We start from the raw sequence: 25,968 nt of genomic DNA on the forward strand, positions 1-25,968 counted from the left end.
GCGTGACGCGCTTCCCTTCTCCGATGACAGCATCTGGCCCCAGATCATGGAGGAGATCGCCGCCGGTATGTGGTCGTGACCCCGAACAGAGAGGCCGACAGGTGCTCTTCAGCATTGATCATGACACCTTGACGAACACGGCCCTGGTGGAGGAAGCCGTCCGTCTGCCGGAGGCGACGGCCCGGCAGTACGGCTTCACGGGAAAGACGCCGGACTTCCTCGTCCACGTCGGGCTTCCCACCGCCGAACAGTGGGAGTTGTCGTTCGGCCTGCCCGAGGAGTTCAGGCCGGGTTTCCTCTGGGACTGTGCCGCACATGCGGAGCAGGGCTGGAGGACTCCCGACGGGGTCGAAAAGGTCGTAAAAATCGGTGTCTTTCCGATCAACGCTGTCGTGATCGATCCGGCAACGGGAGTGGTGTACCAGTACACCGAAGGCGGCCAGCAAGTCATCCCGATCCACGGGGATGTCTCGTCACTCGTGAAGACCATGATCTCCTTCCTGGACTACGTCGACTCCTACAACCCCGGCGAGGACGAGGACGACGAGGACATGGGGTACGCACGCCGCAAGCGTGAGGTCGACGCGTTGATGGCCGGCATCCGCCTCGTCGACCCGCTGCCCTTCTCCCACGAGTACAGCGAGTGGGTCGAGATCTTCGACAACCTCCAAATCCGCATCTACACCTGACGCCCCATCGGCTCTTCCGGCGGCATCGTCACCGTTCAGCCCGTGCCGAAGCAGCAGGGCCGTGCCTTCCCGCCGGGGCCGGCCGCAGCCGCTGCGGCCGGCCCGCCCTATGCTGCCGCCGTGGGACTGGACCTCAGCCTGTGCATGGCCGACTGGGGACGGCTGCGCGCCGTTCCGGTCGAGGAGCGGATCCAAGTACTGGACGAGACGATGTGGCCGTCGGACCTCGACGACGCGTACTACAGCGCGTACGGCTCGGACGGCGGATGGGTGTGGCCCCCGGGCCAGGGTGCGGCATGGTGCGCCGAGTACCGCTTCTTCAGCACCAGCGGCTCCTACCGGCCGCATGCCCGTGCCGGTACTGCCTGGGCCGACATGCGGATGCTCGCCGGCGCCTCCCTGCGCGAGGCGATGGACGACTTCTTGAAGGGCCTGATCTGGGACGAGGATCCGGCCGAGAACCCCGCGCGGACCGGAGGCGGGGGCTTTTTCCCGCCCCCCGCCGACCGCTGGCGGCCCTACCTGCTTCTCGTCTGCCCACCCGAGGCGGTCCCCGGCAAGGCCCGCGCCTGGCAGCAGGCCGCACCCTTCCTGGAGGAGCTGCGCGGGCCCTTCGCCGCGGAGTGCGAGGGCTGGGCCGGACGCCCGGACACCTTCGAGGAGTTCACCACCCTCATCCGCGAATGGGGCGACGTGGTGACAGAGGCCGCCCGCCGCGGCTGGGGCCTGGTGGGACTGCCCTAGGGACGCACTCGGCACCCCCACCGGGAGCCCTCGGAGCACGTCAGAGCGAACCGGCCGCGAAGACACGGCATGCCTGACTGTGCGCCATACCCCCATGGACATGGCTCGCGCATGTCGTGACCGCCCCGGTCCGGCTGCTCACCCTGCTCGCCCTGCTCGCCCTGGCCGTCCTGCGCACCTGGGACCGCGGGCTCTGACTGACCGCCCTCACCCCACCCGCCGACTCTCCCCCGGCCCCAGATACGTCGGCTCCAGCCCGCCCGTGTCGATCAGCAGCCGCTGGACCACCACCGTCGGGTCCACCGTCCAGAACTTCAGGCGGTGGACGCCGGCCGCGTGCACCGTGTGCCTGGTCGCCGTGAGGTTGATGTTGTCGGAGGTGTTGCGGGCCCATGCGGTGTTCATCGTGCCGTCGTCCGCGCCGGTGGCGGCGATGATGTCCACCGTCTGCACGGGGGCGTCGTCGAAGGAGATGCCGTAGCGCAGGCCGCCGCCGGTCGCCACCGCCGGGTTGCGCGGGGAGAGGTACGCCCACACCGTCACCTCGCCCGCCGACAGCAGGGTCACGTCGTACTCCAGGCGGGGCGAGGAGCCGCCGGGCGTGCGACGAGGCCCCGTCACCGGCCACGGGGTGACGCCGGCGCCGGTGCGGCCGATCCCCGGCAGGACGCGCCACTGCCCCACCGCCCGGTCGTAGTGTGCGGCGTCGATCGCCACGTAGCCGCCCGCCTCGACGAAGCCCCGCAGGCCTCGCCGGGAGGGGTGCTCGGTGACGCAGGCGACGGTCACCGACTCCCCGGCGCCGGTGACGGTCAGCGTGCCCCGCGCGCGTCCCGCCTGTGCCCGCTCCCAGTCGACGCGCACCTCCACGCGCACCTGCTGTTCGACGCGGCCCCGCGGGCGGTCCACCACCAGCCATGGCGCGGAGGTCTCGATGCGGTAGTCGAAGGGGGTGCGGCCGCGGTTGAAGATCTCCACGTACTGCTGCGGGCGCGTCTGGTACGGGCTGAACTCCGGCAGCCGCGCCGGGCGCGGGGAGCCGCCCGGCCACCACTCCCCCGCGTCCTCGGCGCCGTCCACCGACACCCCGAGTCCGGCCCCGGCGGGCACGTCGATGCGCCGTACCGCGGGGAACAGCACGTCCGGCAGGGCCACGTCGTCCTTCTCCGGCTGCTGCCAGCCGGCGTTGGGGCCGTAGCGGTCCACGTCGCCGTAGTCGATGTGCGGCTGGGTCTGGAAGCCCTGCCACTTGCCGCCCGCGACGCGGGAGTTGAAGCGGTCGGCGAGGGCGAGGTCGCGGGCCAGGCCCGCCTCGGCGGCCGCCGCGCGGTCGTTGGTGGCCGCCCGGCCCTGCGCCGCGTACAGCAGGTTGGTGAACTCCGCCTCGCGCAGCGCGTACAGGTTCGCCGTCGCCCCGACCTCGTAGCCGACCAGCTCGAACCACGCGTCCTGCAGCGCGGACGGCAGCCGCCACGCGATCCGGTCGGCCCGCCCGGCCAGCTCCTGCCACTCGGCGGTCACCCGCTCCAGCTCGCGGTGGGCGAAGTAGAACGGGGTCTGCCGGTCGTCGTAGACCACCTCGCCGTCGGCCAGGGTGATCCGCCGGTTGAGCAGTTCGGGTTTGCGGCGGGCCTGGAGGCGGCCGTAGTCGGCGAGGAGGGAGGCGATGGCCTTCGCCTGCCGCTCGCCGAAGTTCTGGCGGGCGTAGCGGCGCTCCCACTCGTCCAGGTCGTCGACGTCCCAGCGGTCGGGGTTCCAGGCGTACGTCAGGAAGAACTCCGTGGGCAGCTCGTTGCCCTTCAGGTCGCCGACGTTGGCCACCCACAGGCCGTGGTTGCCGTGGGCGTGGGCCTGGTGGAGCTGGTCCCAGGTGGTGCGGAGGTTGGCGGTGTCGACCCACTTGTAGTTGCGGCCCACGCCGACGTAGTCGAAGTGGTAGTAGAGGCCGTAGCCGCCGGAGCGCGCCGGTTCCGCGGGGTCGGGGTGCTTGCGGATGTTGCCCCAGTTGTCGTCGGTGAGGACGACCGTGACGTCGTCGGGGGCGCGCAGGCCGCGGTCCCAGTAGCGCTGCACCTCCTTGTACAGCGTCCACACCTGGGGTGTCTCGGCCGCCGGCTTGCCCGTGACCTCCTCGATGATCTGCCGCTGGGTGGCGATGATCTCCCGCATCAGCTCGATGCCGTCGCCGTCGGGCAGGCCGGTGTCGCCGTTGCCGCGCATGCCGAGGGTGACCACGCCCTCGAAACCCTGGTCCACCATGCGCTGGATGCCGGCGCGCCAATAGGCCTTGACGGCCTCGGCGTTGCGGCGGAACGACCATGCGCCGTTGCCGCCGTAGGGGTCGCGGCCGCCGGACGCGTGCCGGTTCCACTCCTCGATGCCGCGCATCATCGGCGCCTCGTGCGAGGTGCCCATGACGATGCCGTACTCGGCGGCCCGCCGGTGGTTGTCGGGGTCGTCCTCGGCGAAGGCCCGGCCCCACACCGCCGGCCACAGGTAGTTGCCCTTGAGGCGCAGCAGGAGTTCGAAAACCTTGGCGTAGAAGTCGGCGGTGAAGCCGCCGGGGTGACCGGGTGCCTTGCCGGGGCCGAAGTGGCGCGGCGCCCAGGTGCCGAGGGCCGGGTTCTCGTCGTTGATGAAGATCCCGCGGTACTTCACGGCGGGCGTGCCCTGGGTGTACCGGCCGGGCAGGATCCACACGCCGTCGCGGCGCGGCGGCGGCACGTCGTCCCACCAGTGCCAGGGCGAGACGCCGAGGCCGTACGACACGTCGTACGCGCCGAAGATCGTGCCACGCGGGTCGCTGCCCGCCACCACCAGCGCCCGCTCCACGCCCGGCATCGGGTGCTCGACCACCGTCTGCAGCGATGTCTCCCACCTGCCGCGCACCCCGGTGACGTCCAGTTTCCCGGCCTCGATCAGGCCGTCGACGAGCGGGCTGCGGCCGATGGTGCCGACCAGCACCGCCGTGCGGGCCACGGTGTCGCCGGGGCGGACGCCGGTGACCCGCTCGATGTCGGCGCGCAGGTCCCGCGCCGCCCGGACCACGCCGGGGTGGTCCCGGTCGCCGACCACGACCGGGGCGCCGGTCAGCGGGAACGCGCCGGGCGCGGGGGTGAAGGAGACGTACGCCCCCGGATCGACGACCCGGAGCGCGGCCGGTCCGCGCGCCGTCGCGTCCTGAGCCGCCTCCCGCGCCGCGTCCTGTTCCGCGCCCCGGGCCCGTGCGGCCCCGGTCAGGCCGGACAGGACCGGCGCGGCGGCGACGCCGGCGCCGAGCACGGTGCGACGGCTGACGTTCCCAGACATGGCTGAGCCCCTCCACCCGAATTTGGTCAGCGGCATGACAAATAGTGGAGGGGGTGACCGGCGGGGGGAACGGGTCGTGCGCGACGAATAGTTTCGACCCACGCGCCCAGGGCCGCAGGCCGACGGAGGCATCCTCGGCCGTACATGCGAGCCGTACATGCGAAGAGGCCCGCACGACCTCCCGGCCGTACACGCGAAGAGGCCCGCACGACCTCCCGGCCGTGCGGGCCTCCTCAGGTCAGGCGACCTCGAAGCAGGCGGACCTTACTTCAGGATCTTGGTGACCTGGCCGGCGCCCACCGTGCGGCCACCCTCGCGGATGGCGAACTTCAGGCCCTCCTCCATGGCGACGGGCTGGATCAGCTCGACGCGCATCTCGGTGTTGTCGCCCGGCATGACCATCTCGGTGCCCTCGGGGAGGTGCACGACACCGGTCACGTCAGTCGTACGGAAGTAGAACTGCGGGCGGTAGTTGTTGAAGAACGGGGTGTGGCGGCCACCCTCGTCCTTCGACAGGATGTAGGCCTGGGCCTCGAACTCGGTGTGCGGGGTGACCGAACCCGGCTTGATGACACACTGACCGCGCTCGACGTCCTCGCGCTTGATACCGCGAAGCAGCAGACCGACGTTCTCACCGGCCTGACCCTCGTCCAGCAGCTTACGGAACATCTCGATGCCCGTAACCGTGGTCTTGGTCTTCTCTTCCTTGATGCCGATGATCTCGACTTCCTCGTTCACCTTGAGGACACCGCGCTCGATACGGCCGGTGACGACCGTACCGCGACCGGTGATGGTGAAGACGTCCTCGATCGGCATGAGGAACGGCTTGTCCGTCTCGCGGGTCGGCTCCGGGATGGACTCGTCGACGGCCTTCATCAGGTCCAGAACCGACTGGGTCCACTTCTCGTCGCCCTCGAGGGCCTTCAGAGCGGAGACGCGCACGACCGGGACGTCGTCGCCCGGGAACTCGTACTCGGTCAGCAGCTCACGGACCTCGAGCTCGACGAGCTCCATGATCTCCTCGTCGTCGACCATGTCCGCCTTGTTCAGGGCGACGACGATGTAGGGAACGCCGACCTGGCGGGCCAGGAGCACGTGCTCCTTGGTCTGCGGCATCGGGCCGTCGGTCGCGGCGACCACCAGGATCGCGCCGTCCATCTGGGCGGCACCGGTGATCATGTTCTTGATGTAGTCCGCGTGGCCCGGGCAGTCGACGTGGGCGTAGTGACGCGTCTCGGTCTGGTACTCGACGTGCGCGATGGAGATGGTGATACCGCGCTGACGCTCCTCGGGCGCCTTGTCGATGTTGTCGAACGGGGTGGCCTCGTTCAGGTCCGGGTACGCGTCGTGGAGCACCTTCGTGATGGCCGCGGTAAGAGTGGTCTTACCGTGGTCGATGTGACCGATGGTGCCGATGTTGACGTGCGGCTTAGTCCGCTCGAACTTCGCCTTCGCCACTGGGGTCCTCCTGTGGAGTGGTTCTGTACGCCTTACTTCATCGGCGCCAGGTGATCTTTGCTGGATGGCCCGGATCCCCGGGGCAAACCCCGCAAAAGCGGGTGTTTGCCCCACGAGGCTCCGGAGTCAAGCCTACGGCGTATGAACGCGGAGCGTTACTCGCCCTTGGCCTTCGCGATGATCTCCTCGGCGACGTTCCGCGGAACCTCGGCGTAGGAGTCGAACTGCATCGAGTAGCTCGCGCGACCCGACGTCTTGCTGCGGAGGTCTCCGACGTAGCCGAACATCTCCGAGAGGGGCACGAGGCCCTTCACGACGCGGGCACCGGCCCGCTCCTCCATGGCCTGGATCTGGCCACGGCGGGAGTTGATGTCGCCGACGACCTCACCCATGTACTCCTCGGGCGTGGTGACCTCGACGGCCATCATCGGCTCGAGCAGCACGGGGCTGGCCTTCTTCGCGGCCTCCTTGAAGGCCTGCGAACCAGCGATCTTGAACGCGAGTTCGGAGGAGTCGACCTCGTGGTACGCACCGTCGAGCAGCTTCACGCGCACGCCGGTCATCTCGTAGCCGGCGAGGACACCGAACTGCATGGCCTCCTGGCAACCGGCGTCCACCGAGGGGATGTACTCCTTCGGGATACGGCCACCGGTGACCTGGTTGACGAACTCGTACGAGGTGTCGCCGCCCTCGATCGGCTCGATCGAGATGATCACCCTACCGAACTGACCGCTACCACCGGTCTGCTTCTTGTGGGTGTACTCGACCTTCTCGACCGCCTTGCGGATGGTCTCGCGGTACGCGACCTGCGGCTTGCCGACGTTGGCCTCGACCTTGAACTCCCGGCGCATGCGGTCGACCAGCACCTCCAGGTGCAGCTCGCCCATGCCGCCGATGATGGTCTGGCCGGTCTCCTCGTCCGCGTGGACCTGGAAGGACGGGTCCTCCTCGGCCAGGCGCTGGATCGCGACGGACAGCTTCTCCTGGTCGCCCTTGGACTTGGGCTCGATGGCGACCTGGATGACCGGCGCCGGGAAGTCCATGGACTCCAGGATCACCGGGGCCTTGTCGTCGCAGAGCGTCTCACCGGTGGTGGTGACCTTCAGGCCCATGACGGCGACGATGTCGCCGGCGCCCACCGAGTCGATCTCCTCACGCTTGTTGGCGTGCATGCGGTAGATCTTGCCGATGCGCTCCTTCTTGCCCTTGACGGAGTTCAGCACCTGGGTGCCGGACTCCAGGCGGCCGGAGTACACGCGGACGAAGGTGAGCTTGCCCAGGTGCGGGTCGCTCATGATCTTGAACGCCAGCGCGGACAGCGGCTCCTCGTCGGAGGGCTTGCGCTTGATGACCTCCTCCGGGTCACCGATGGCGTGGCCCTCGATGGCCTCGATGTCGACGGGGGAGGGCAGGTAGCGCACGACCGCGTCGAGCAGGGGCTGAACGCCCTTGTTCTTGAAGGCGGTGCCGCAGAAGACCGGGGTGACCGTGGTCCCCTGGCCCTTGCCGGAGGCGATGGTGATACGGCGGATCGCCGCGTACAGCTGCTCCTCGGTGGGCTCCTGGCCCTCCAGGTACAGCTCCATCATCTCGTCGTCGTTCTCGGCGACGGCCTCCAGCAGCTTGCCGCGCCACTCCTCGGCGGCCTCGGCGTGGGTGGCCGGGATGTCGACGACGTCGTACATCTCGCCCTTGGTCGCCTCCGGGGACCAGACCAGGGCCTTCATGCGGACCAGGTCCACGACGCCCTTGAAGTCGGCCTCGGCGCCGATGGGCAGCTGCATGACCAGCGGCTGCGCACCCAGGCGGTCGGCGATCATGTCGACGCAGCGGTGGAACTCGGCACCGGTGCGGTCGAGCTTGTTGACGAAGCAGATCCGCGGGACGCCGTAGCGGTCGGCCTGGCGCCACACGGTCTCGGACTGGGGCTCGACGCCGGCCACACCGTCGAACACCGTCACGGCACCGTCGAGGACACGCAGGGAGCGCTCCACCTCGACGGTGAAGTCCACGTGACCCGGGGTGTCGATGATGTTGATCGTGTGGTCGACGTCGTCCACCGACCAGTGACAGGTGGTGGCAGCAGAGGTGATCGTGATGCCACGCTCCTGCTCCTGCTCCATCCAGTCCATGGTGGCGGCGCCGTCGTGGACCTCACCGATCTTGTACGAGACACCGGTGTAGAACAGGATCCGCTCGGTGGTCGTCGTCTTGCCCGCGTCGATGTGGGCCATGATCCCGATGTTGCGGACCCTGGCCAGGTCAAGCGAAGTGGTAGCCATAAGGCTTTCGTCTTCTCTCGGTTCTCGATGGGGGTGCGACTACCAGCGGTAGTGCGCGAAGGCCTTGTTGGACTCGGCCATCTTGTGCGTGTCCTCGCGCTTCTTCACGGCGGCGCCGAGGCCGTTGGAGGCGTCGAGCAGCTCGTTCATCAGACGCTCGGTCATCGTCTTCTCACGGCGGGCGCGGGCGTAGCCGACCAGCCACCGCAGCGCGAGGGTGTTGGCACGGCCGGGCTTGACCTCGACCGGCACCTGGTAGGTGGCACCACCGACGCGGCGGGACTTCACCTCGAGGGTGGGCTTGATGTTCTCGAGAGCACGCTTGAGGGTGACGACCGGGTCGTTGCCGGTCTTCTCGCGCAGGCCCTCCATGGCGCCGTACACGATGCGCTCGGCGGTGGAGCGCTTGCCGTTGAGCAGCACCTTGTTGATCAGCGACGTGACCAGAGGAGAGCCGTAGACCGGGTCGACGTGAACCGGACGCTTCGGGGCGGGGCCCTTACGAGGCATTCTTACTTCTCCTTCTTGGCGCCGTAACGGCTGCGGGCCTGCTTGCGGTTCTTGACACCCTGGGTGTCGAGGGAGCCGCGGATGATCTTGTAGCGAACACCCGGCAGGTCCTTCACACGGCCGCCGCGCACGAGCACGATGGAGTGCTCCTGCAGGTTGTGTCCCTCACCCGGAATGTAGGCCGTGACCTCGATACCGCTGGTCAGACGCACACGCGCGACCTTGCGCAGGGCCGAGTTCGGCTTCTTCGGGGTGGTCGTGAACACACGCGTGCAGACGCCCCGGCGCTGGGGGCTACCGTCCAGTGCGGGCGTCTTGTTCTTCTCGACCTTGTCCTGCCGGCCCTTGCGGACCAGCTGCTGGATCGTGGGCACTACTTCTCCGGTTTCTGTGTGCCGATGGGTACAGCTAACCTGGAACGTCGCCGACCCACGCGGTCGGGCGTGTCGAATGCTGCGGATCTCTCGCCGGCAGGCGGAAATGGGCGCAGATTACGGTGGCCGGTGACGGCTCCCCCAGCGGTTGAAGGCACGCGGGAAAGCCAGGGCACACCCCAGGCACAAGGTCTGAGCGTACCTACCTCATTCGCTGCGGTCAAAACAAATGGGCCCGGCCCGCATCACGACGACCGCGCTGTCAAGCCCCTACGCGGTACATGATCTTCGAAATCGACGTCGATGCAGGTCAGCGGGTAGGTCCATGGGAATCGTGTGATCTTCCTCATCCGTGCGCGAGGGTGGCGATCAGCCCCAGCAGAAGCATCAGCGCCCACCCCGCCGTGGACAGCCAGCCCAGCGCCAGCCCGGTCAGCGCCAGCCCCTCCCCCGCCTCGCCGGTGCGCCGCATCTCGGCCCGCGCCGCGTGCCCCAGCACCACCGCCGGGATCCCGGTGAGCCCGAACGTCAGCAGGCACAGTCCCCCGCACACCGCCGACCCCACCGCCTTGCCGTTCGTCGGCCGCGGCGCCGGCAGGAACGTCCGCGGCACCGGCACGGCGGCCACCATCGGCTGCGGCACCGGCCCCTGCGGCAGATCCGCCACCAGCAGCGCCAGCTCGCCCACCGTGCGCGCCTCGTAAGCCCGCGCCGTCCGCCGCCGCAGCTCGTCCTCGGTCAGCCGTCCCTCGCTGTAGCCCGCTCTGAGCACGTCCACCGTCCGCTCCCGGTCGGCGTGCGAGGCCAGCATCGACCCCCCTGCGGCCTGCCACGACCACGGCTGGGGAGCACCGCCCGGCCCTTGCTGCCAGGGCTGCCAGGACGGATACGGCGGTTGGGACACAGGGCACCTCCGGGCACCGGGTCCCTCCATGATGCGCCCAACCACCGCGGCGGCGCACCCGTGTCCCCGTTCTCCACGCGGTGTTCGTTCCCGCCCTGTGCTCTCCGTCGGTGTTCTCCGCCCGGTGTTCTCCGCCCGGCGCCGGCCGGCTGCCGCCCCGGCCCGCCGGGGCACCGGCGTGCCACCGGGCCGCTCGCCCGCCGGTTCGCCGCGCCGCGGGACGGCGGTGGCGGTGGCGGCGGTGGCCCGCACGCCGGAGGGCGGCCACCCCCACGGGGTGACCGCCCTCCGGTGTCTCCGATGTCCCGGACGTACGCCTTACTGGTTGTACGGACCGTAGTCGTAGTCCTCCAGCGGCACGGCCTGGCCGGAGCCCGTGCCGAACGGCGAGTAGTCGATGTCGTCGTAGCCGACGGCCGAGTACATGGCGGCCTTGGCCTCCTCGGTCGGCTCGACCCGGATGTTGCGGTAGCGGGCGAGGCCCGTACCGGCCGGGATGAGCTTACCGATGATGACGTTCTCCTTGAGACCGATGAGCTGGTCGGACTTGGCGTTGATCGCCGCGTCCGTCAGAACTCGGGTGGTCTCCTGGAAGGACGCCGCCGACAGCCAGGACTCGGTGGCCAGCGAGGCCTTGGTGATACCCATCAGCTGCGGACGGCCGGAGGCCGGCTGGCCGCCCTCCTGGACCACACGACGGTTCTCCTGCTCGAAGCGGGAGCGCTCGACCAGCTCGCCGGGCAGCAGCTCGGCGTCGCCGGACTCGATGATCGTCACCCGGCGCAGCATCTGGCGGATGATGATCTCGATGTGCTTGTCGTGGATCGACACGCCCTGCGAGTTGTAGACCTTCTGGACCTCCTGGACCAGGTGGACCTGGACGGCCCGCTGGCCCAGGATGCGCAGCACGTCGTGCGGGTTGACCGCACCGACGATGAGCTTCTGGCCCACCTCGACGTGCTCGCCCTCGCTCACCAGGAGACGGGCGCGCTTGGAGATCGGGTACGCCGTCTCGTCGCTGCCGTCGTCCGGGGTGATGACGATCTTCTTGGTCTTCTCGGTCTCCTCGATGCGCACGCGGCCGGAGGCCTCGGCGATCGGGGCGACACCCTTCGGGGTACGGGCCTCGAAGAGCTCGACGACACGCGGCAGACCCTGGGTGATGTCGTCACCGGCCACACCACCGGTGTGGAAGGTGCGCATCGTCAGCTGGGTGCCGGGCTCACCGATGGACTGGGCGGCGATGATGCCGACCGCCTCACCGATGTCGACCAGCTTGCCGGTGGCCAGCGAACGGCCGTAGCACATGGCGCAGGTGCCCACGGCGGACTCGCAGGTCAGGACCGAGCGGACCTTGACCTCCTCGACGCCGCGGCCGACCAGCTCCTCGATGAGGACGTCGCCCAGGTCGGTGCCGACCGGGGCCAGCACCTGCCCGTCCACGACGATGTCCTCGGCGAGGCAGCGCGCGTACACGGACGTCTCGACGTTCTCCGCCTTGCGCAGCACGCCGTCCGCGTCTCGCTCCGCGATCCGCAGGCGCAGGCCGCGGTCGGTGCCGCAGTCCTCCTCGCGGATGATGACGTCCTGGGAGACGTCGACCAGACGACGGGTGAGGTAACCCGAGTCGGCGGTCCGCAGGGCGGTGTCCGCCAGACCCTTGCGGGCACCGTGCGTGGAGATGAAGTACTCCAGCACGGACAGGCCCTCGCGGAACGACGCCTTGATGGGCCGCGGGATCGTCTCGTTCTTCGCGTTGGACACCAGACCGCGCATACCGGCGATCTGACGCATCTGCATCATGTTTCCTCGGGCACCCGAGTTGACCATCATGAAGATCGGGTTGGTCTTCGGGAAGTTGCCCGTCATGGCCTCGGCGACCTCGTTGGTCGCGTTGGTCCAGATGCCGATGAGCTCCTGCGTCCGCTCGTCCTTGGTGATCAGACCGCGCTCGTACTGCTTCTGGACCTTCTCGTCCGCGGCCTCCCACTTCGCCACGATCTCCGGCTTGGCGTCGGGGACGACGACGTCGGAGATGGCGATGGTGACGCCGGAACGGGTGGCCCAGTAGAAGCCCGCCGCCTTCAGGTTGTCGAGCGTGGCCGCGACGACGACCTTCGGGTAGCGCTCGGCGAGGTCGTTGACGATTTCGGAGAGCTGCTTCTTGCCGACCTCGTAGTCGACGAACGGGTAGTCCTCGGGCAGCAGTTCGTTGAAGAGCGCGCGGCCCAGGGTGGTGCGCAGGGTGAACGGGTCGCCCTGCTGCCACTCCGGCTCGCCCTCCTCGCGCGCCGGCGGGGTCCAGCCGCGCGGCGGGATGGTGCCCACCGGGAAGCGGATGTCCACCGACGACTGCAGGGACAGCTCGCCCGCGTCGAACGCCATGATGGCCTCGGCGACGGAGGAGAAGGCGCGGCCCTCGCCCTTGACGTCGCGGCCCTCGGCGTCCGTGGTGAGGAAGTACAGGCCCAGCACCATGTCCTGGGTCGGCATCGTCACCGGGCGGCCGTCGGCCGGCTTGAGGATGTTGTTCGAGGACAGCATCAGGATGCGGGCCTCGGCCTGCGCCTCCGCGGACAGCGGCAGGTGGACGGCCATCTGGTCACCGTCGAAGTCCGCGTTGAACGCGGTGCACACGAGCGGGTGAATCTGGATGGCCTTGCCCTCGACGAGCTGCGGCTCGAAGGCCTGAATGCCCAGGCGGTGCAGGGTGGGCGCACGGTTCAGCAGGACCGGGTGCTCCGCGATGACCTCTTCCAGCACGTCGTACACGACCGTGCGGCCGCGCTCGACCATGCGCTTGGCGCTCTTGATGTTCTGCGCGTGGTTGAGGTCCACCAGCCGCTTCATCACGAACGGCTTGAACAGCTCCAGCGCCATCGCCTTCGGCAGACCGCACTGGTGCAGCTTGAGCTGCGGACCGACGACGATCACGGAACGCGCCGAGTAGTCGACGCGCTTGCCGAGCAGGTTCTGGCGGAAGCGGCCCTGCTTGCCCTTCAGCATGTCGCTGAGGGACTTCAGCGGGCGGTTGCCGGGGCCCGTCACCGGGCGGCCGCGGCGGCCGTTGTCGAAGAGGGCGTCGACCGCCTCCTGAAGCATGCGCTTCTCGTTGTTGACGATGATCTCGGGCGCGCCGAGGTCGAGCAGCCTCTTCAGGCGGTTGTTGCGGTTGATGACGCGGCGGTACAGGTCGTTCAGGTCACTGGTGGCGAAGCGGCCACCGTCGAGCTGCACCATCGGACGCAGGTCCGGCGGGATGACCGGCACGCAGTCCAGCACCATGCCCTTGGGGCTGTTGCTGGTGTTCAGGAACGCGGAGACGACCTTCAGCCGCTTCAGGGCACGGGTCTTCTTCTGGCCCTTGCCGGTGCGGATGATCTCGCGGAGCTTCTCCGCCTCCTCCTCCAGGTCGAAGGACTCCAGGCGCTTCTGCAGCGCCGCGGCACCCATCGAGCCCTCGAAGTAGGTGCCGAAGCGGTCCCGCAGCTCGCGGTAGAGCATCTCGTCGCCCTCGAGGTCCTGGACCTTGAGGTTCTTGAAGCGGTTCCACACCTCGTCCAGGCGGTCGATCTCGCGCTGGGCGCGGTCGCGGATCTGCTTCATCTCGCGCTCGGCGGACTCGCGCACCTTGCGGCGCGCGTCGGCCTTGGCGCCCTCGGCCTCCAGCTCGGCGAGGTCGCTCTCCAGCTTCTTGGCGCGGGCCTCCAGGTCCGCGTCCCGGCGCTGCTCGATCTGCTGCCGCTCGACGGAGACGTGGGCCTCCAGGGACGGCAGGTCGCGCTGGCGGCGCTCCTCGTCGACGTACGTGATCATGTACGCCGCGAAGTAGATGACCTTCTCCAGGTCCTTGGGCGCGAGGTCGAGCAGGTAGCCCAGGCGCGACGGCACACCCTTGAAGTACCAGATGTGCGTGACGGGGGCGGCCAGCTCGATGTGGCCCATCCGCTCACGGCGCACCTTCGCGCGCGTGACCTCGACGCCACAGCGCTCGCAGATGATGCCCTTGAAGCGGACGCGCTTGTACTTGCCGCAGTAGCACTCCCAGTCCCGGGTGGGGCCGAAGATCTTCTCGCAGAAGAGGCCGTCCTTCTCGGGCTTGAGGGTGCGGTAGTTGATGGTCTCGGGCTTCTTGACCTCGCCGTGGCTCCACTGGCGGATGTCGTCAGCGGTGGCCAGGCCGATCCGGAGCTCGTCGAAGAAGTTGACGTCGAGCACTATGCGTCAATCCCTCTCAGGGTCGTAAGTCATGTGGTCTGAAACGGGGGTCCCGCGGGATCGGCGGGCCTTCGGGGTGCTTCGGGGGTGAAGGCCCGCCGGACTCCCGTCAGACCTCTTCGACGCTGCTCGGCTCGCGCCGGGACAGGTCGATACCGAGCTCCTCCGCGGCGCGGAAGACGTCCTCGTCGGTGTCGCGCATCTCGATGGACATGCCGTCGCTGGACAGCACCTCCACGTTCAGGCAGAGCGACTGCATCTCCTTGATGAGCACCTTGAAGGACTCGGGGATGCCGGGTTCGGGGATGTTCTCGCCCTTGACGATCGCCTCGTAGACCTTCACACGGCCGGTGACGTCGTCGGACTTGATGGTCAGCAGCTCCTGGAGGGCGTAGGCGGCGCCGTAGGCCTCCAGGGCCCACACCTCCATCTCGCCGAAGCGCTGGCCACCGAACTGGGCCTTACCACCCAGCGGCTGCTGGGTGATCATCGAGTACGGACCGGTCGAGCGGGCGTGCAGCTTGTCGTCGACCAGGTGGTGCAGCTTGAGGATGTACATGTACCCGACGGAGATCGGGTCCGGGAACGGCTCGCCGGAGCGGCCGTCGAACAGCCGGGCCTTGCCGGACGGCAGCACCAGGCGGTCGCCGTCGCGGTTGGGCAGCGTGTGCTCCAGCAGGCCGGCCAGCTCGTCCTCGCGCGCACCGTCGAAGACCGGGGTCGCCACGTTGGTGCGCGGCTCGACCCGGTCGGCGCCGATGGCCTGCAGCCGCTGGGCCCACTCCTCCTGGATGCCGGAGACGTCCCAGCCCTGGCTGGCGAGCCAGCCGAGGTGGATCTCCATGACCTGTCCCGGGTTCATGCGGGAAGGCACGCCCAGCGGGTTGAGGATCACGTCGACCGGGGTGCCGTCCTCCATGAACGGCATGTCCTCGATCGGCAGGATCTTGGCGATGACACCCTTGTTGCCGTGGCGGCCGGCGAGCTTGTCACCGTCGGTGATCTTGCGCTTCTGCGCCACGTAGACGCGGACCAGCTGGTTCACGCCCGGCGGCAGCTCGTCGCCCTCCTCGCGGTCGAAGACGCGCACGCCGATGACCTTGCCGGACTCGCCGTGCGGCACCTTCAGCGAGGTGTCGCGGACCTCGCGGGCCTTCTCACCGAAGATCGCGCGCAGCAGGCGCTCCTCCGGCGTCAGCTCGGTCTCACCCTTCGGGGTGACCTTGCCGACCAGGATGTCGCCGGCGACGACCTCGGCGCCGATACGGACGATGCCGCGCTCGTCGAGGTCGGCGAGGACCTCCTCGGAGACGTTCGGGATGTCCCGGGTGATCTCCTCCGGGCCGAGCTTGGTGTCGCGGGCGTCGACCTCGTGCTCCTCGATGTGGATCGAGGACAGGACGTCGTCCTGCACCAGGCGCTGGCTGAGGATGATCGCGTCCTCGTAGTTGTGGCCCTCCCACGGCATGAACGCGACCAGCAGGTTCTTGCCGAGCGCCATCTCGCCGTTCTGGGTGGCCGGGCCGTCGGCGAGGACCTGGCCCTCGACGACGCGGTCGCCCTCGTTGACGATGACCTTCTGGTTGACCGAGGTGCCCTGGTTGGAGCGGGCGAACTTGGCCAGGCGGTAGGTGATGTACGTGCCGTCGTCGTTGGCGGTGGTGATGTAGTCCGCGGAGACCTCCTGGACCACACCGTCCTTCTCCGCCTTGATGACGTCGCCGGCGTCGACGGCGGAGCGGTACTCCATGCCGGTGCCGACGAGCGGGGCCTCCGCCTGGATCAGCGGAACGGCCTGGCGCATCATGTTCGCGCCCATCAGGGCGCGGTTGGCGTCGTCGTGCTCCAGGAACGGGATCATGGCGGTCGCGACCGACACCATCTGGCGCGGCGAGACGTCCATGTAGTCCACGTCCTCGGGGCCGACGTAGTCGACCTCGCCGCCCTTGCGGCGGACCAGCACGCGGTTCTCGGCGAAGCGCAGGTCGTCCGTCAGCGGCGCGTTGGCCTGCGCGATGACGAAGCGGTCCTCCTCGTCGGCGGTCAGGTAGTCGACCTCGTCGGTGACCTGGCCGTCGACGACCTTGCGGTACGGCGTCTCGATGAAGCCGAACGCGTTGACCCGGCCATAGGAGGCGAGCGAGCCGATCAGACCGATGTTCGGGCCTTCCGGCGTCTCGATCGGGCACATGCGGCCGTAGTGCGACGGGTGCACGTCGCGGACCTCGAAGCCGGCCCGCTCACGGGAGAGACCACCCGGGCCGAGGGCGTTGAGACGACGCTTGTGCGTCAGCCCCGACAGCGGGTTGTTCTGGTCCATGAACTGGGACAGCTGGCTGGTGCCGAAGAACTCCTTGATGGAGGCGACGACCGGCCGGATGTTGATCAGGGTCTGCGGCGTGATCGCCTCGACGTCCTGGGTGGTCATGCGCTCGCGCACGACCCGCTCCATACGGGCGAGACCGGTGCGCACCTGGTTCTGGATCAGCTCGCCGACGCTGCGGATACGGCGGTTGCCGAAGTGGTCGATGTCGTCGGTCTCGACCATGACCGTGCGGCCGGAGTCGCCGACCATCTCGGTCTCGCCGTTGTGCAGCTTCACCAGGTACTTGATCGTCGCGATGATGTCCTCGACGGTCAGGATGCCCGCGTCCAGCGGGGTGTCCGTACCCAGCTTCTTGTTGACCTTGTAGCGGCCGACCTTGGCCAGGTCGTAGCGCTTGGGGTTGAAGTACAGGTTCTCCAGCAGCGTCTGCGCGGCCTCACGCGTCGGGGGCTCGCCCGGGCGCAGCTTGCGGTAGATGTCGAGCAGCGCGTCGTCCTGGCCCTGGGTGTGGTCCTTCTCCAGGGTGGCGCGCATCGACTCGTAGTCGCCGAACTCCTCGAGGATCTGGTCGGTGGTCCAGCCGAGCGCCTTCAGCAGCACGGTGACCGACTGCTTGCGCTTGCGGTCGATGCGGACGCCGACCATGTCGCGCTTGTCGATCTCGAACTCCAGCCAGGCACCCCGGGAGGGGATGATCTTGGCGGAGAAGATGTCCTTGTCCGAGGTCTTGTCGACGCTGGAGTCGAAGTAGACGCCCGGGGAACGGACCAGCTGCGAGACCACGACACGCTCGGTGCCGTTGATGACGAAGGTGCCCTTGTTGGTCATGAGCGGGAAGTCGCCCATGAACACGGTCTGGGACTTGATCTCGCCGGTCTCGTTGTTGGTGAACTCGGCGGTGACGAAGAGGGGAGCCGCGTAGGTGAAGTCGCGCTCCTTGCACTCGTCGATCGAGTTCTTCGGCGGCTCGAAGCGGTGGTCGCGGAAGGTCAGCGACATGGACCCGCTGAAGTCCTCGATCGGGGAGATCTCCTCGAAGATCTCCTCGAGCCCGGACTTGGTGGGGACGTCCTGACCGTTGGCCAGAGCCTCCTCGACGCGAGCCTTCCACGCGTCGTTGCCGAGCAGCCAGTCGAAGCTCTCGGTTTGCAGCGCGAGGAGGTTCGGAACCTCGAGGGGCTCCTTGATCTTTGCAAAGGAGATGCGCAGCGGGGCGGTGCTGGCGCCGTTGTTCGTATTCGCGGTCGAGGCAGTGCGCGAGGCGGCCAAGAGGGGGTCCTTCCGAGGGCTCGGACTCACTACGCGCGTACCGGTCCCCCACCGGTCGCACGAAGACGGAAAGCCCAGGTCAAGGACGTCCAATCTCGGTGCTCGGGTGAGGGCATGCCCCTGGTGACGGGCAGGGGACAGCTAACAGGCAGCGCAAAGGGTCAGTGTAGCCACAAGGCCCACTGATGTCCAGCGCCGGTTATGAGAGACCCTCGTCGTACTCACCACTGCGCCCATCACCGCGGCTGAGCCGCGCCCTCAACGCGCTTTGATACTGCCCTCTTCGTCATCGATCCATGCCTCGGATTCGGATCCTTTGACGACGCGTCCTGAGAATTGCGCGCTGCGTGCGGTTCGTCAAGGCCCCCTTGGCCGAAGCGGGTGCTGCCACCGTCACGTGAGGCCCGCCCGCGGGGGCTTTCCGGTGTCCCGGAGGCGCGGCGAAGATCACCCTACCCCGCGCGCCCGTGGGTGCAAGGCGACCCCCACCCGACCCCGGGAACGACGAGGAGCGACCACCCGGATGGATGATCGCTCCTCGGTGCGCCCGCGTTACAGCCTCAGACGGCCTTTCGGCCCGACGTGACTGATGTCGCGTGCTGTCGCGTGCCGGGAGGTCTTACTTGACCTCGACGGTGGCGCCGGCGCCCTCGAGGGCCTCCTTGGCCTTGTCGGCCTGCTCCTTGTTGACCTTCTCCAGAACCGGCTTCGGCGCACCGTCGACCAGGTCCTTGGCCTCCTTCAGGCCCAGGGAGGTCAGCTCGCGCACGACCTTGATGACCTGGATCTTCTTGTCGCCGGCGCCGGCGAGGATGACGTCGAACTCGTCCTTCTCCTCCTCGGCGGCGGCCTCGGTGCCGGCGGCGCCGCCACCGGAGACGACGACCGGCGCGGCAGCGGCGGCGGTGACGTCGAACTTCTCCTCGAAGGCCTTCACGAACTCGGAGAGCTCGATGAGGGTCATCTCCTCGAACTGCGCGAGCAGCTCGTCCTGGCTCAGCTTCGCCATGATGGCGGTCCTTCCACTAAATCGGCTGGTGCCGGATGTACATGTGTGGCGGGCGTACGTCTGGCCCGCGTCGGCCTGCCGCGTCAGGCGGCGACGGCCAGGGTGCGAGCCGAGTTACTCGGCACCGCCCTGCTCTTCCTGCTTGGCGCGCAGCGCGTCCACGGTGCGGACGAGCTTCGACGGCAGCGCCTGGAAGACGGAGGCAGCCTGGGACTGCTTCGCCTTGAAGGCACCGGCCAGCTTGGAGAGCAGAACCTCGCGGGACTCGAGGTCCGCAAGCTTCTTGATCTCGTCGGCGGACAGCGCCTTGCCGTCAAGGACACCGCCCTTGATGACGAGATTCGGGTTTTCCTTGGCGAAGTCGCGCAGACCCTTCGCCGACTCCACCGGGTCACCGGTGACGAAGGCGACCGCCGTCGGACCGTTGAACAGGTCGTCCAGCGTGGTGATTCCGGCCTCGTTGGCCGCAATCTTGGTCAGCGTGTTCTTCACCACGGCGTACTGGGCGTTCTCACCGAGAGAACGGCGCAGCTGCTTGAGCTGGGCCACGGTGAGACCGCGGTACTCGGTCAGCACGGCGGCGTTGGAGCTGCGGAACTGCTCCGCGAGCTCGGCAACCGCGGCTGCCTTGTCGGGCCTCGCCATAGAGCCTCGGCCTCCTTCCGGGTGATTCGGACCGCGCGGACCCGAAGGAGGACTGGGGAAAACGAAACGCCCCTGCGCAGATGCACGGGGGCGGACTCGACCGGTCGCACGGGGACACGCACACGTGCCCGTACTCCGGGAGATCTTCCTCATGTCACCTGCGCGGGCCGCCCGCAGTTCAGCGGATCCTTCGGCCACCGCACCTCATTCGAGCGCACGGCAACGACCAGCGGTCTTTGGCTTCGGACAAGGAGGGTACGCGAACGGGCCGCTGTCAAGCAAATCGGTCCAGGAGGGTCCTACGAGGGCCGGGACGACCTGCGGCCGCTGCCGGCTGCCGGGCCGACGAGTCGAGGACCCGAAAGGCTTCCCCAGGGCTTCCTCGGGGCCACCGGCGCCCGCTCCGGCCCGCCGCAGGCACCCGCCTGCCGTAGGGCCGACACCCGCTGCAGAGCCACCCTCCGCCTCCCCGGCCCTCGTGGGCGCCTTGGCGCCCCCGGCCCGCGCAGGACTGGACTCCTCCCGCCTCCCTGCACGGGACGAGCCCCGCACCGGAAGAAGGTGCGGGGCTCGCTGCCGACGCGAGGGTCAGGCGACCGCGGCCGGGTCCTCCTCGACGAGGAGGTTGCGGGTGCGGTTCGGGTCGACCGGGATGCCCGGGCCCATGGTGGTGGTGATGGCGGCCTTCTTGATGTAGCGGCCCTTGGCGGCGGACGGCTTCAGACGCAGGATCTCCTCCAGCGCGGCGCCGTAGTTCTCCACCAGCTGCTGGTCCGAGAAGGACGTCTTGCCGATGATGAAGTGCAGGTTCGCGTGCTTGTCGACACGGAACTCGATCTTGCCGCCCTTGATGTCGGTGACGGCCTTGGCGACGTCCATGGTGACGGTGCCGGTCTTCGGGTTCGGCATCAGACCACGCGGACCGAGCACGCGGCCGAGGCGGCCGACCTTGCCCATGAGGTCCGGGGTGGCGACGACGGCGTCGAAGTCCAGGCGGCCGCCGGCCACCTCGTCGATCAGCTCGTCGGCACCGACGATGTCGGCGCCCGCGGCACGCGCGGCCTCGGCACGCTCACCGGTCGCGAAGACCAGGACCCGGGCAGTCTTGCCGGTGCCGTGCGGAAGGTTGACGGTGCCGCGGACCATCTGGTCGGCCTTGCGCGGGTCGACGCCCAGGCGGAAGGCGACCTCGACGGTGCCGTCGAACTTGGTCGTGGAGGTCTCCTTGGCGAGACGCACGGCCTCGAGCGGCGCGTACAGCTTCGCCCGGTCGACCTTGGCGTCCGCAGCGCGGAGAGCCTTGCTGCGCTTGCTCACAACTAGCTCCTGTGATGTTCGGTGAGGAGTCGTGGTACGGGCCGAGCAGGCCCTTCCACGTGCGGCGGCCGCACCGCCGCAAAAGGGTCTACGGGGTTCAGCCCTCGATCGTGACGCCGATGGACCGGGCGGTACCGGCGATGATCTTCTCGGCGGCGTCCAGGTCGTTGGCGTTCAGGTCGGGCATCTTGGTCTGGGCGATCTCGCGGACCTGGTCGCGGGTGATCTTGCCGACCTTGGTCTTGTGCGGCTCGCCGGAGCCCTTGTCCAGACCCGCGGCCTTGAGGATCATCTTGGCGGCCGGCGGAGTCTTGGTGATGAAGGTGAAGGACCGGTCCTCGTAGACCGTGATCTCCACCGGGATGACCCACCCGCGCTGCGACTCGGTCGCGGCGTTGTAGGCCTTGCAGAACTCCATGATGTTGACGCCGTGCTGACCCAGCGCCGGACCGACCGGCGGAGCCGGGTTGGCGGCACCGGCCTGGATCTGGAGCTTGATGAGCCCCGTGACCTTCTTCTTCTTGGGAGGCATTGCTCTCTCCGGGTCCTTAGTGAGAGGGGTCCGCCGTCCGACCGGACGTCATCCGGGCGGAGGCATACCGCACAACGATAACGGGTACAACTGCGCGGCCAAAAACCGAGCAGGTCAGACCGACGCGCGAGCGCCCGCCCGACCTGCTGGAAGCCGTGCCGGAGGCCGAAGCCCGGCGGGGTCAGTTCTTCTGGATCTGGTCGAAGGAGAGCTCGACCGGCGTTTCGCGGCCGAAGATCTCCACCAGGCCCTTGACCTTCTTCGAGTCGGGGTTGATCTCGTTGATGGTCGCCTGGAGCGTGGCGAACGGACCGTCGGTGACGGTGACGGAGTCGCCGACCTCGAAGTCCAGCACCTGGACCTCGACCTTGCGCTGCGGCACCGGCTTGCCCTCGGCCTCAGCGGCCTCGCGGGCGGCCTTGGCCTCCGCCTCCGGGGCGAGCATCTTGACGACCTCGTCCAGGGAGAGCGGGTAGGGGTCGTAGGCGTTGCCGACGAAGCCGGTGACACCGGGGGTGTTGCGCACGACGCCCCAGGACTCGTTGGTCAGGTCCATGCGGACGAGCACGTAACCGGGCAGCTTGTTCTGCTTGACGGTCTTCCGCTCGCCGTTCTTGATCTGGACGATCTCTTCCTCGGGGACCTCGGCCTGGTAGATGTAGTCCTCGACGTTGAGCGTGACCGCGCGCTGCTCCAGGTTGGCCTTCACGCGCTTCTCGTAGCCGGCGTAGGTGTGGATCACGTACCACTCGCCGGGCAGCGAACGCAGCTCCTCGCGCAGCTTCTCGACCGGGTCGAGCTCCTCGGCCTCCGGCTCGCCCGCGTCGGCCTCGGCGCCCTCGGCGGAGTCCTCGCCGCCTTCGGCGGAGTCCCCGGCGTCCTCGGTGTGCACGGCGGCCCGCTCGGCCGGCTCCCCCGCGGCGGCGTCGGCAGCCTCGGCCTCGTCGCCCTCGTCCGCGCCCTCGACGATGTCGAGCTCGTCATCCACGGACTCGGTCGGCTCGATGGCGTCGTTCAGGTTCGGGTCAGACACGGTGGCTGCTTCTTCCTGGTTACTGAGGGGTGGAACATGCGAAAGGGGCGCCGGGTACCTCGGCGCCCTATCGCTTCTGGCTCAGCCGAAGACGTACTTGGCGGCGTGAGTGAGCCCATAGTCAATCACGGTCACCAGGGCGATCATGATGGCGACGAAGAAGATCACCACGGTGGTGTACGACGTCAGCTGGTTGCGCGTGGGCCAGACGACCTTGCGGAGCTCGGCGATGATCTGCCGGTAGAAGAGGGCAAGGCGCTTCAGCGGACCCTTCTTGGCGCGCTTGCCACCCTTGCGGGCCCTCTTCTTCGACTCCTGAAGCCGGTCCTGGGCATCAGGCGTGTCGATGGAGGAGCCCACGGCGTCCGTCATTCGTCCTCACCTGATCCCGGGTCGTGGCCGTGCCGCGCCCGGTCTGAGCCGCACGGCGGTGCAATGCTGTACGTACATGCGCACACATCCTGGCGGTGTGTGGAGCAGGGCCGGAGGGACTCGAACCCCCAACCGCTGGTTTTGGAGACCAGTGCTCTACCAATTGAGCTACGACCCTTTGCCTGTCCCCCAACGTACCGCATCCGACCGGCTGCTCGGTGTGCAGCACGGGCGGTTGTGGGAGCCGGAGGCCAACGAGGTCAGAGTGTACGTGCTCCGGCGCCGGTCGTCGAACGGAAAGCGCTCCGAAGAGCCCGCGCGGGTGCGCCGCGGGCACCGGAGGGACCGAAGATCGCCTGCGCAGGCGCCGCGCCGCGGTCCGGATACGCACGGGTGTTCCCTCTTTTGTCCAGTGCGGTTCAGTGGGTGAAACCCGCGTGCCCGGCCCGTTTCCGGTCTGAAACGATGGGCGCATGAGCGCTGCAACCCCACCCACCGAGCGCCGGGTCTCCGCCCGAGTCGGCGCGATCTCCGAGTCCGCCACCCTCGCCGTGGACGCCAAGGCCAAGGCCCTGAAGGCCGCCGGGCGTCCGGTGATCGGCTTCGGCGCCGGCGAGCCCGACTTCCCGACCCCGGACTACATCGTCGAAGCGGCCGTCGAGGCCTGCAGGAACCCCAAGTACCACCGCTACACGCCGGCCGGCGGCCTGCCCGAGCTCAAGGCCGCGATCGCCGCGAAGACGCTGCGCGACTCCGGCTACGCGGTCGACCCGTCCCAGGTCCTGGTCACCAACGGCGGCAAGCAGGCCATCTACGAGGCCTTCGCCGCGATCCTCGACCCGGGCGACGAGGTCATCGTCCCCGCGCCGTACTGGACGACGTACCCGGAGTCGATCCGCCTGGCCGGCGGTGTCCCGGTGGAGGTCGTGGCCGACGAGACCACCGGCTACCGCGTGAGCGTGGAGCAACTGGAGGCGGCCCGCACGGAGCGGACCAAGGTCGTCCTGTTCGTCTCCCCGTCCAACCCGACCGGCGCGGTCTACCGCCGCGAGGAGGCCGAGGCGATCGGCCGCTGGGCCGTCGAGCACGGCCTGTGGGTGCTGACCGACGAGATCTACGAGCACCTGGTCTACGGCGACGCGGCGTTCACCTCGCTGCCGGCGCTCCTGCCGGAGCTGCGCGACAAGTGCATCGTCGTCAACGGCGTGGCCAAGACGTACGCCATGACGGGCTGGCGGGTGGGCTGGGTCATCGGCCCGAAGGACGTGGTCAAGGCCGCGACCAACCTGCAGTCGCACGCCACCTCGAACGTCTCCAACGTCGCCCAGGTCGCCGCGCTCGCGGCCGTCTCCGGCGACCTGGCGGCCGTGGAGAGGATGCGCGAGGCCTTCGACCGGCGCCGCAGGACCATCGTGCGGATGCTCAACGAGATCGACGGCGTGGTCTGCCCGGAGCCGGAGGGCGCCTTCTACGCCTACCCGTCGGTGAAGGCGCTGCTCGGCAAGGAGATCCGCGGCAGGCGGCCGAAGGACACCGTGGAGCTGGCCGCGCTGATCCTGGAGGAGGCCGAGGTCGCGGTCGTGCCGGGCGAGGCCTTCGGCACGCCGGGCTACCTGCGGCTGTCGTACGCCCTGGGGGACGAGGACCTGGTGGAGGGCGTGAGCCGGATGCAGAAGCTGCTGGCGGAGGCGCGGGACTGACGCCGCGCCCGCCCGGGGCCCGTCCGCCGGTGCCGGCGGGCGGGCCCCTTCGTCTGCGCGAGTCGTCTGCGCGAGTCGTCTGCGCGGGTTCGTCTGTGCGAGTTCGTCTGTGCGGGTTCGTCTGTGCGGGTTCGTCTGTGCGAGCAAGACCACGTTCGGGGAATGCGCTACCGGGGCGGCGGTGGCTTACGGCAGCATCTTGGAATGGAGCGCGTACGTGATCTCTCTCAGCTGCCGAAGGCCCACCTGCACCTGCACTTCACCGGTTCCATGCGGCCGGCCACCCTGCTGGAGCTGGCCGACAAGTACGGCGTCCGGCTGCCCGACGCGCTGACGGACGCGCTGGTCAGCGGGGAGCCGCCGCGGCTGCGGGCGACGGACGAGCGGGGCTGGTTCCGCTTCCAGCGGCTGTACGACGCGGCGCGCTCCTGCCTGCAGCGGCCGGAGGACATCCGGCGGCTGGTGCGGGAGGCCGCGGAGGAGGACCTCAGGGACGGTTCGGGCTGGCTGGAGATCCAGGTGGATCCGACGTCGTACGCGCCGCGGCTGGGCGGGCTGATCCCGGCGCTGGAGATCATCCTCGACGCCGTGGAGACGACCATGCGGGAGACCGGGCTCGGGATGCGTGTCCTGGTCGCCGCGAACCGCATGAAGCACCCGCTGGACGCGCGCACCCTGGCCCGGCTGGCGGTGCGCTACCGGGACCGGGGTGTGGTGGGCTTCGGCCTGTCGAACGACGAACGGCGCGGCCTGGCACGCGACTTCGACCGCGCCTTCGCCATCGCCCGGGACGGCGGCCTGCTGTCGGCCCCGCACGGCGGAGAGCTGACCGGGCCGGCGTCGGTGCGGGACTGTCTCGACGACCTGGGCGCCCACCGCATCGGCCACGGCGTGCGGGCGGCGGAGGACCCGCGGCTGCTGAAGCGGCTGGCCGACCGGCAGGTGGCCTGCGAGGTGTGCCCGGCGTCGAACGTGGCGCTGGGGGTGTACGACAAGCCGGAGGACGTGCCCCTGCGCACGCTGTTCGAGGCGGGCGTGCCCGTCGCACTCGGCGCCGACGACCCCCTCCTGTTCGGCTCCCGCCTGGCCGCCCAGTACGAGATCGCCCGCCGCCACCACGGCTTCACCGACGCCGAACTGGCCGAGCTGGCCCGCCAGTCCATCCGTGCCTCGGCGGCCCCGCAGGATGTGAAGAAGCGGCTGCTGGAGGGGGTGGACGACTGGTTGGCGCAGGAGGCCCGGTAGGCCCAGTGGGCGCCAGTAGGCGCCGGGCTTCT

The 25,968-nt window shown here is 68.9% G+C and carries 18 protein-coding genes and 1 tRNA gene; 4 read left to right on the forward strand and 15 right to left on the reverse strand.

What is annotated here, in order from left to right:
• Positions 1-101: 101 nt before the first annotated feature.
• Together IE225_RS28995 and IE225_RS29000 are read left to right on the forward strand one after the other, a co-directional pair.
• On the forward strand, positions 102-689 hold the full coding sequence (locus IE225_RS28995) for an SUKH-4 family immunity protein (protein WP_190060612.1): 588 nt from the start codon (positions 102-104) through the stop codon (positions 687-689).
• A gap of 120 nt (positions 690-809) precedes the next feature.
• Positions 810-1,433 (forward strand): hypothetical protein, encoded by a 624-nt coding sequence (locus IE225_RS29000; protein WP_190060613.1) that lies wholly within the window; start codon positions 810-812, stop codon positions 1,431-1,433.
• Positions 1,434-1,640: 207 nt separating this feature from the next.
• Here IE225_RS29000 and IE225_RS29005 read toward each other — a convergent pair whose 3' ends face one another.
• From IE225_RS29005 to IE225_RS29075, 15 genes are all read right to left on the reverse strand, one after another.
• Positions 1,641-4,742 (reverse strand): glycosyl hydrolase 115 family protein, encoded by a 3,102-nt coding sequence (locus IE225_RS29005; RefSeq protein ID WP_190060614.1) that lies wholly within the window; start codon positions 4,740-4,742, stop codon positions 1,641-1,643.
• Positions 4,743-5,006: 264 nt separating this feature from the next.
• Entirely contained in the window at positions 5,007-6,200 is a 1,194-nt protein-coding gene (tuf, locus tag IE225_RS29010; protein ID WP_190060615.1) for an elongation factor Tu, read from the reverse strand.
• Between the two features lie 155 nt (positions 6,201-6,355).
• The gene (gene fusA / locus IE225_RS29015; RefSeq protein ID WP_190060616.1) at positions 6,356-8,482 is read right to left on the reverse strand and encodes an elongation factor G; all 2,127 of its coding nucleotides are present in this window, start codon (positions 8,480-8,482) and stop codon (positions 6,356-6,358) included.
• A 39-nt stretch (positions 8,483-8,521) separates the two neighbouring features.
• Positions 8,522-8,992: a 30S ribosomal protein S7 gene (rpsG, locus tag IE225_RS29020; protein ID WP_190060617.1), complete on the reverse strand. Its 471-nt coding sequence runs from the start codon at positions 8,990-8,992 to the stop codon at positions 8,522-8,524.
• 2 nt (positions 8,993-8,994) lie between these two features.
• Positions 8,995-9,366: a 30S ribosomal protein S12 gene (gene rpsL, locus IE225_RS29025; RefSeq protein WP_007823146.1), complete on the reverse strand. Its 372-nt coding sequence runs from the start codon at positions 9,364-9,366 to the stop codon at positions 8,995-8,997.
• Positions 9,367-9,712: 346 nt separating this feature from the next.
• The gene (locus tag IE225_RS29030) at positions 9,713-10,177 is read right to left on the reverse strand and encodes a DUF1707 and DUF4190 domain-containing protein (RefSeq protein ID WP_229880152.1); all 465 of its coding nucleotides are present in this window, start codon (positions 10,175-10,177) and stop codon (positions 9,713-9,715) included.
• Positions 10,178-10,588: 411 nt separating this feature from the next.
• A complete protein-coding gene (locus tag IE225_RS29035; RefSeq protein ID WP_190060619.1) occupies positions 10,589-14,488 on the reverse strand; it encodes a DNA-directed RNA polymerase subunit beta' in 3,900 nt (1,299 codons plus the stop codon).
• A 109-nt stretch (positions 14,489-14,597) separates the two neighbouring features.
• Positions 14,598-18,083: a DNA-directed RNA polymerase subunit beta gene (rpoB, locus tag IE225_RS29040; RefSeq protein ID WP_190060620.1), complete on the reverse strand. Its 3,486-nt coding sequence runs from the start codon at positions 18,081-18,083 to the stop codon at positions 14,598-14,600.
• Positions 18,084-18,702: 619 nt separating this feature from the next.
• Positions 18,703-19,092 (reverse strand): 50S ribosomal protein L7/L12, encoded by a 390-nt coding sequence (gene rplL, locus IE225_RS29045; protein WP_190060621.1) that lies wholly within the window; start codon positions 19,090-19,092, stop codon positions 18,703-18,705.
• A gap of 114 nt (positions 19,093-19,206) precedes the next feature.
• The gene (gene rplJ / locus IE225_RS29050) at positions 19,207-19,737 is read right to left on the reverse strand and encodes a 50S ribosomal protein L10 (RefSeq protein WP_190060622.1); all 531 of its coding nucleotides are present in this window, start codon (positions 19,735-19,737) and stop codon (positions 19,207-19,209) included.
• 588 nt (positions 19,738-20,325) lie between these two features.
• On the reverse strand, positions 20,326-21,054 hold the full coding sequence (gene rplA, locus IE225_RS29055; RefSeq protein ID WP_190060623.1) for a 50S ribosomal protein L1: 729 nt from the start codon (positions 21,052-21,054) through the stop codon (positions 20,326-20,328).
• Between the two features lie 97 nt (positions 21,055-21,151).
• Positions 21,152-21,586, reverse strand: coding sequence for a 50S ribosomal protein L11 (rplK, locus tag IE225_RS29060; RefSeq protein WP_190060624.1), 435 nt, complete (start codon positions 21,584-21,586; stop codon positions 21,152-21,154).
• Positions 21,587-21,767: 181 nt separating this feature from the next.
• Entirely contained in the window at positions 21,768-22,619 is an 852-nt protein-coding gene (nusG, locus tag IE225_RS29065) for a transcription termination/antitermination protein NusG (protein ID WP_190060625.1), read from the reverse strand.
• Between the two features lie 81 nt (positions 22,620-22,700).
• Entirely contained in the window at positions 22,701-22,991 is a 291-nt protein-coding gene (gene secE, locus IE225_RS29070) for a preprotein translocase subunit SecE (RefSeq protein WP_190060626.1), read from the reverse strand.
• A 105-nt stretch (positions 22,992-23,096) separates the two neighbouring features.
• A tRNA-Trp gene (locus tag IE225_RS29075) sits at positions 23,097-23,169 on the reverse strand.
• Positions 23,170-23,464: 295 nt separating this feature from the next.
• On the opposite strand from IE225_RS29075, the gene IE225_RS29080 reads away from it, so the two are divergent.
• Positions 23,465-24,691, forward strand: a complete 1,227-nt coding sequence (locus tag IE225_RS29080; RefSeq protein WP_190060627.1) for a pyridoxal phosphate-dependent aminotransferase — start codon at positions 23,465-23,467, stop codon at positions 24,689-24,691.
• 204 nt (positions 24,692-24,895) lie between these two features.
• Entirely contained in the window at positions 24,896-25,936 is a 1,041-nt protein-coding gene (locus IE225_RS29085) for an adenosine deaminase (protein ID WP_190060628.1), read from the forward strand.
• Positions 25,937-25,968: the final 32 nt, after the last annotated feature.

Origin of the sequence: Streptomyces echinoruber (assembly GCF_014651135.1) — a bacterium.
Lineage (GTDB): Bacteria > Actinomycetota > Actinomycetes > Streptomycetales > Streptomycetaceae > Streptomyces > Streptomyces echinoruber.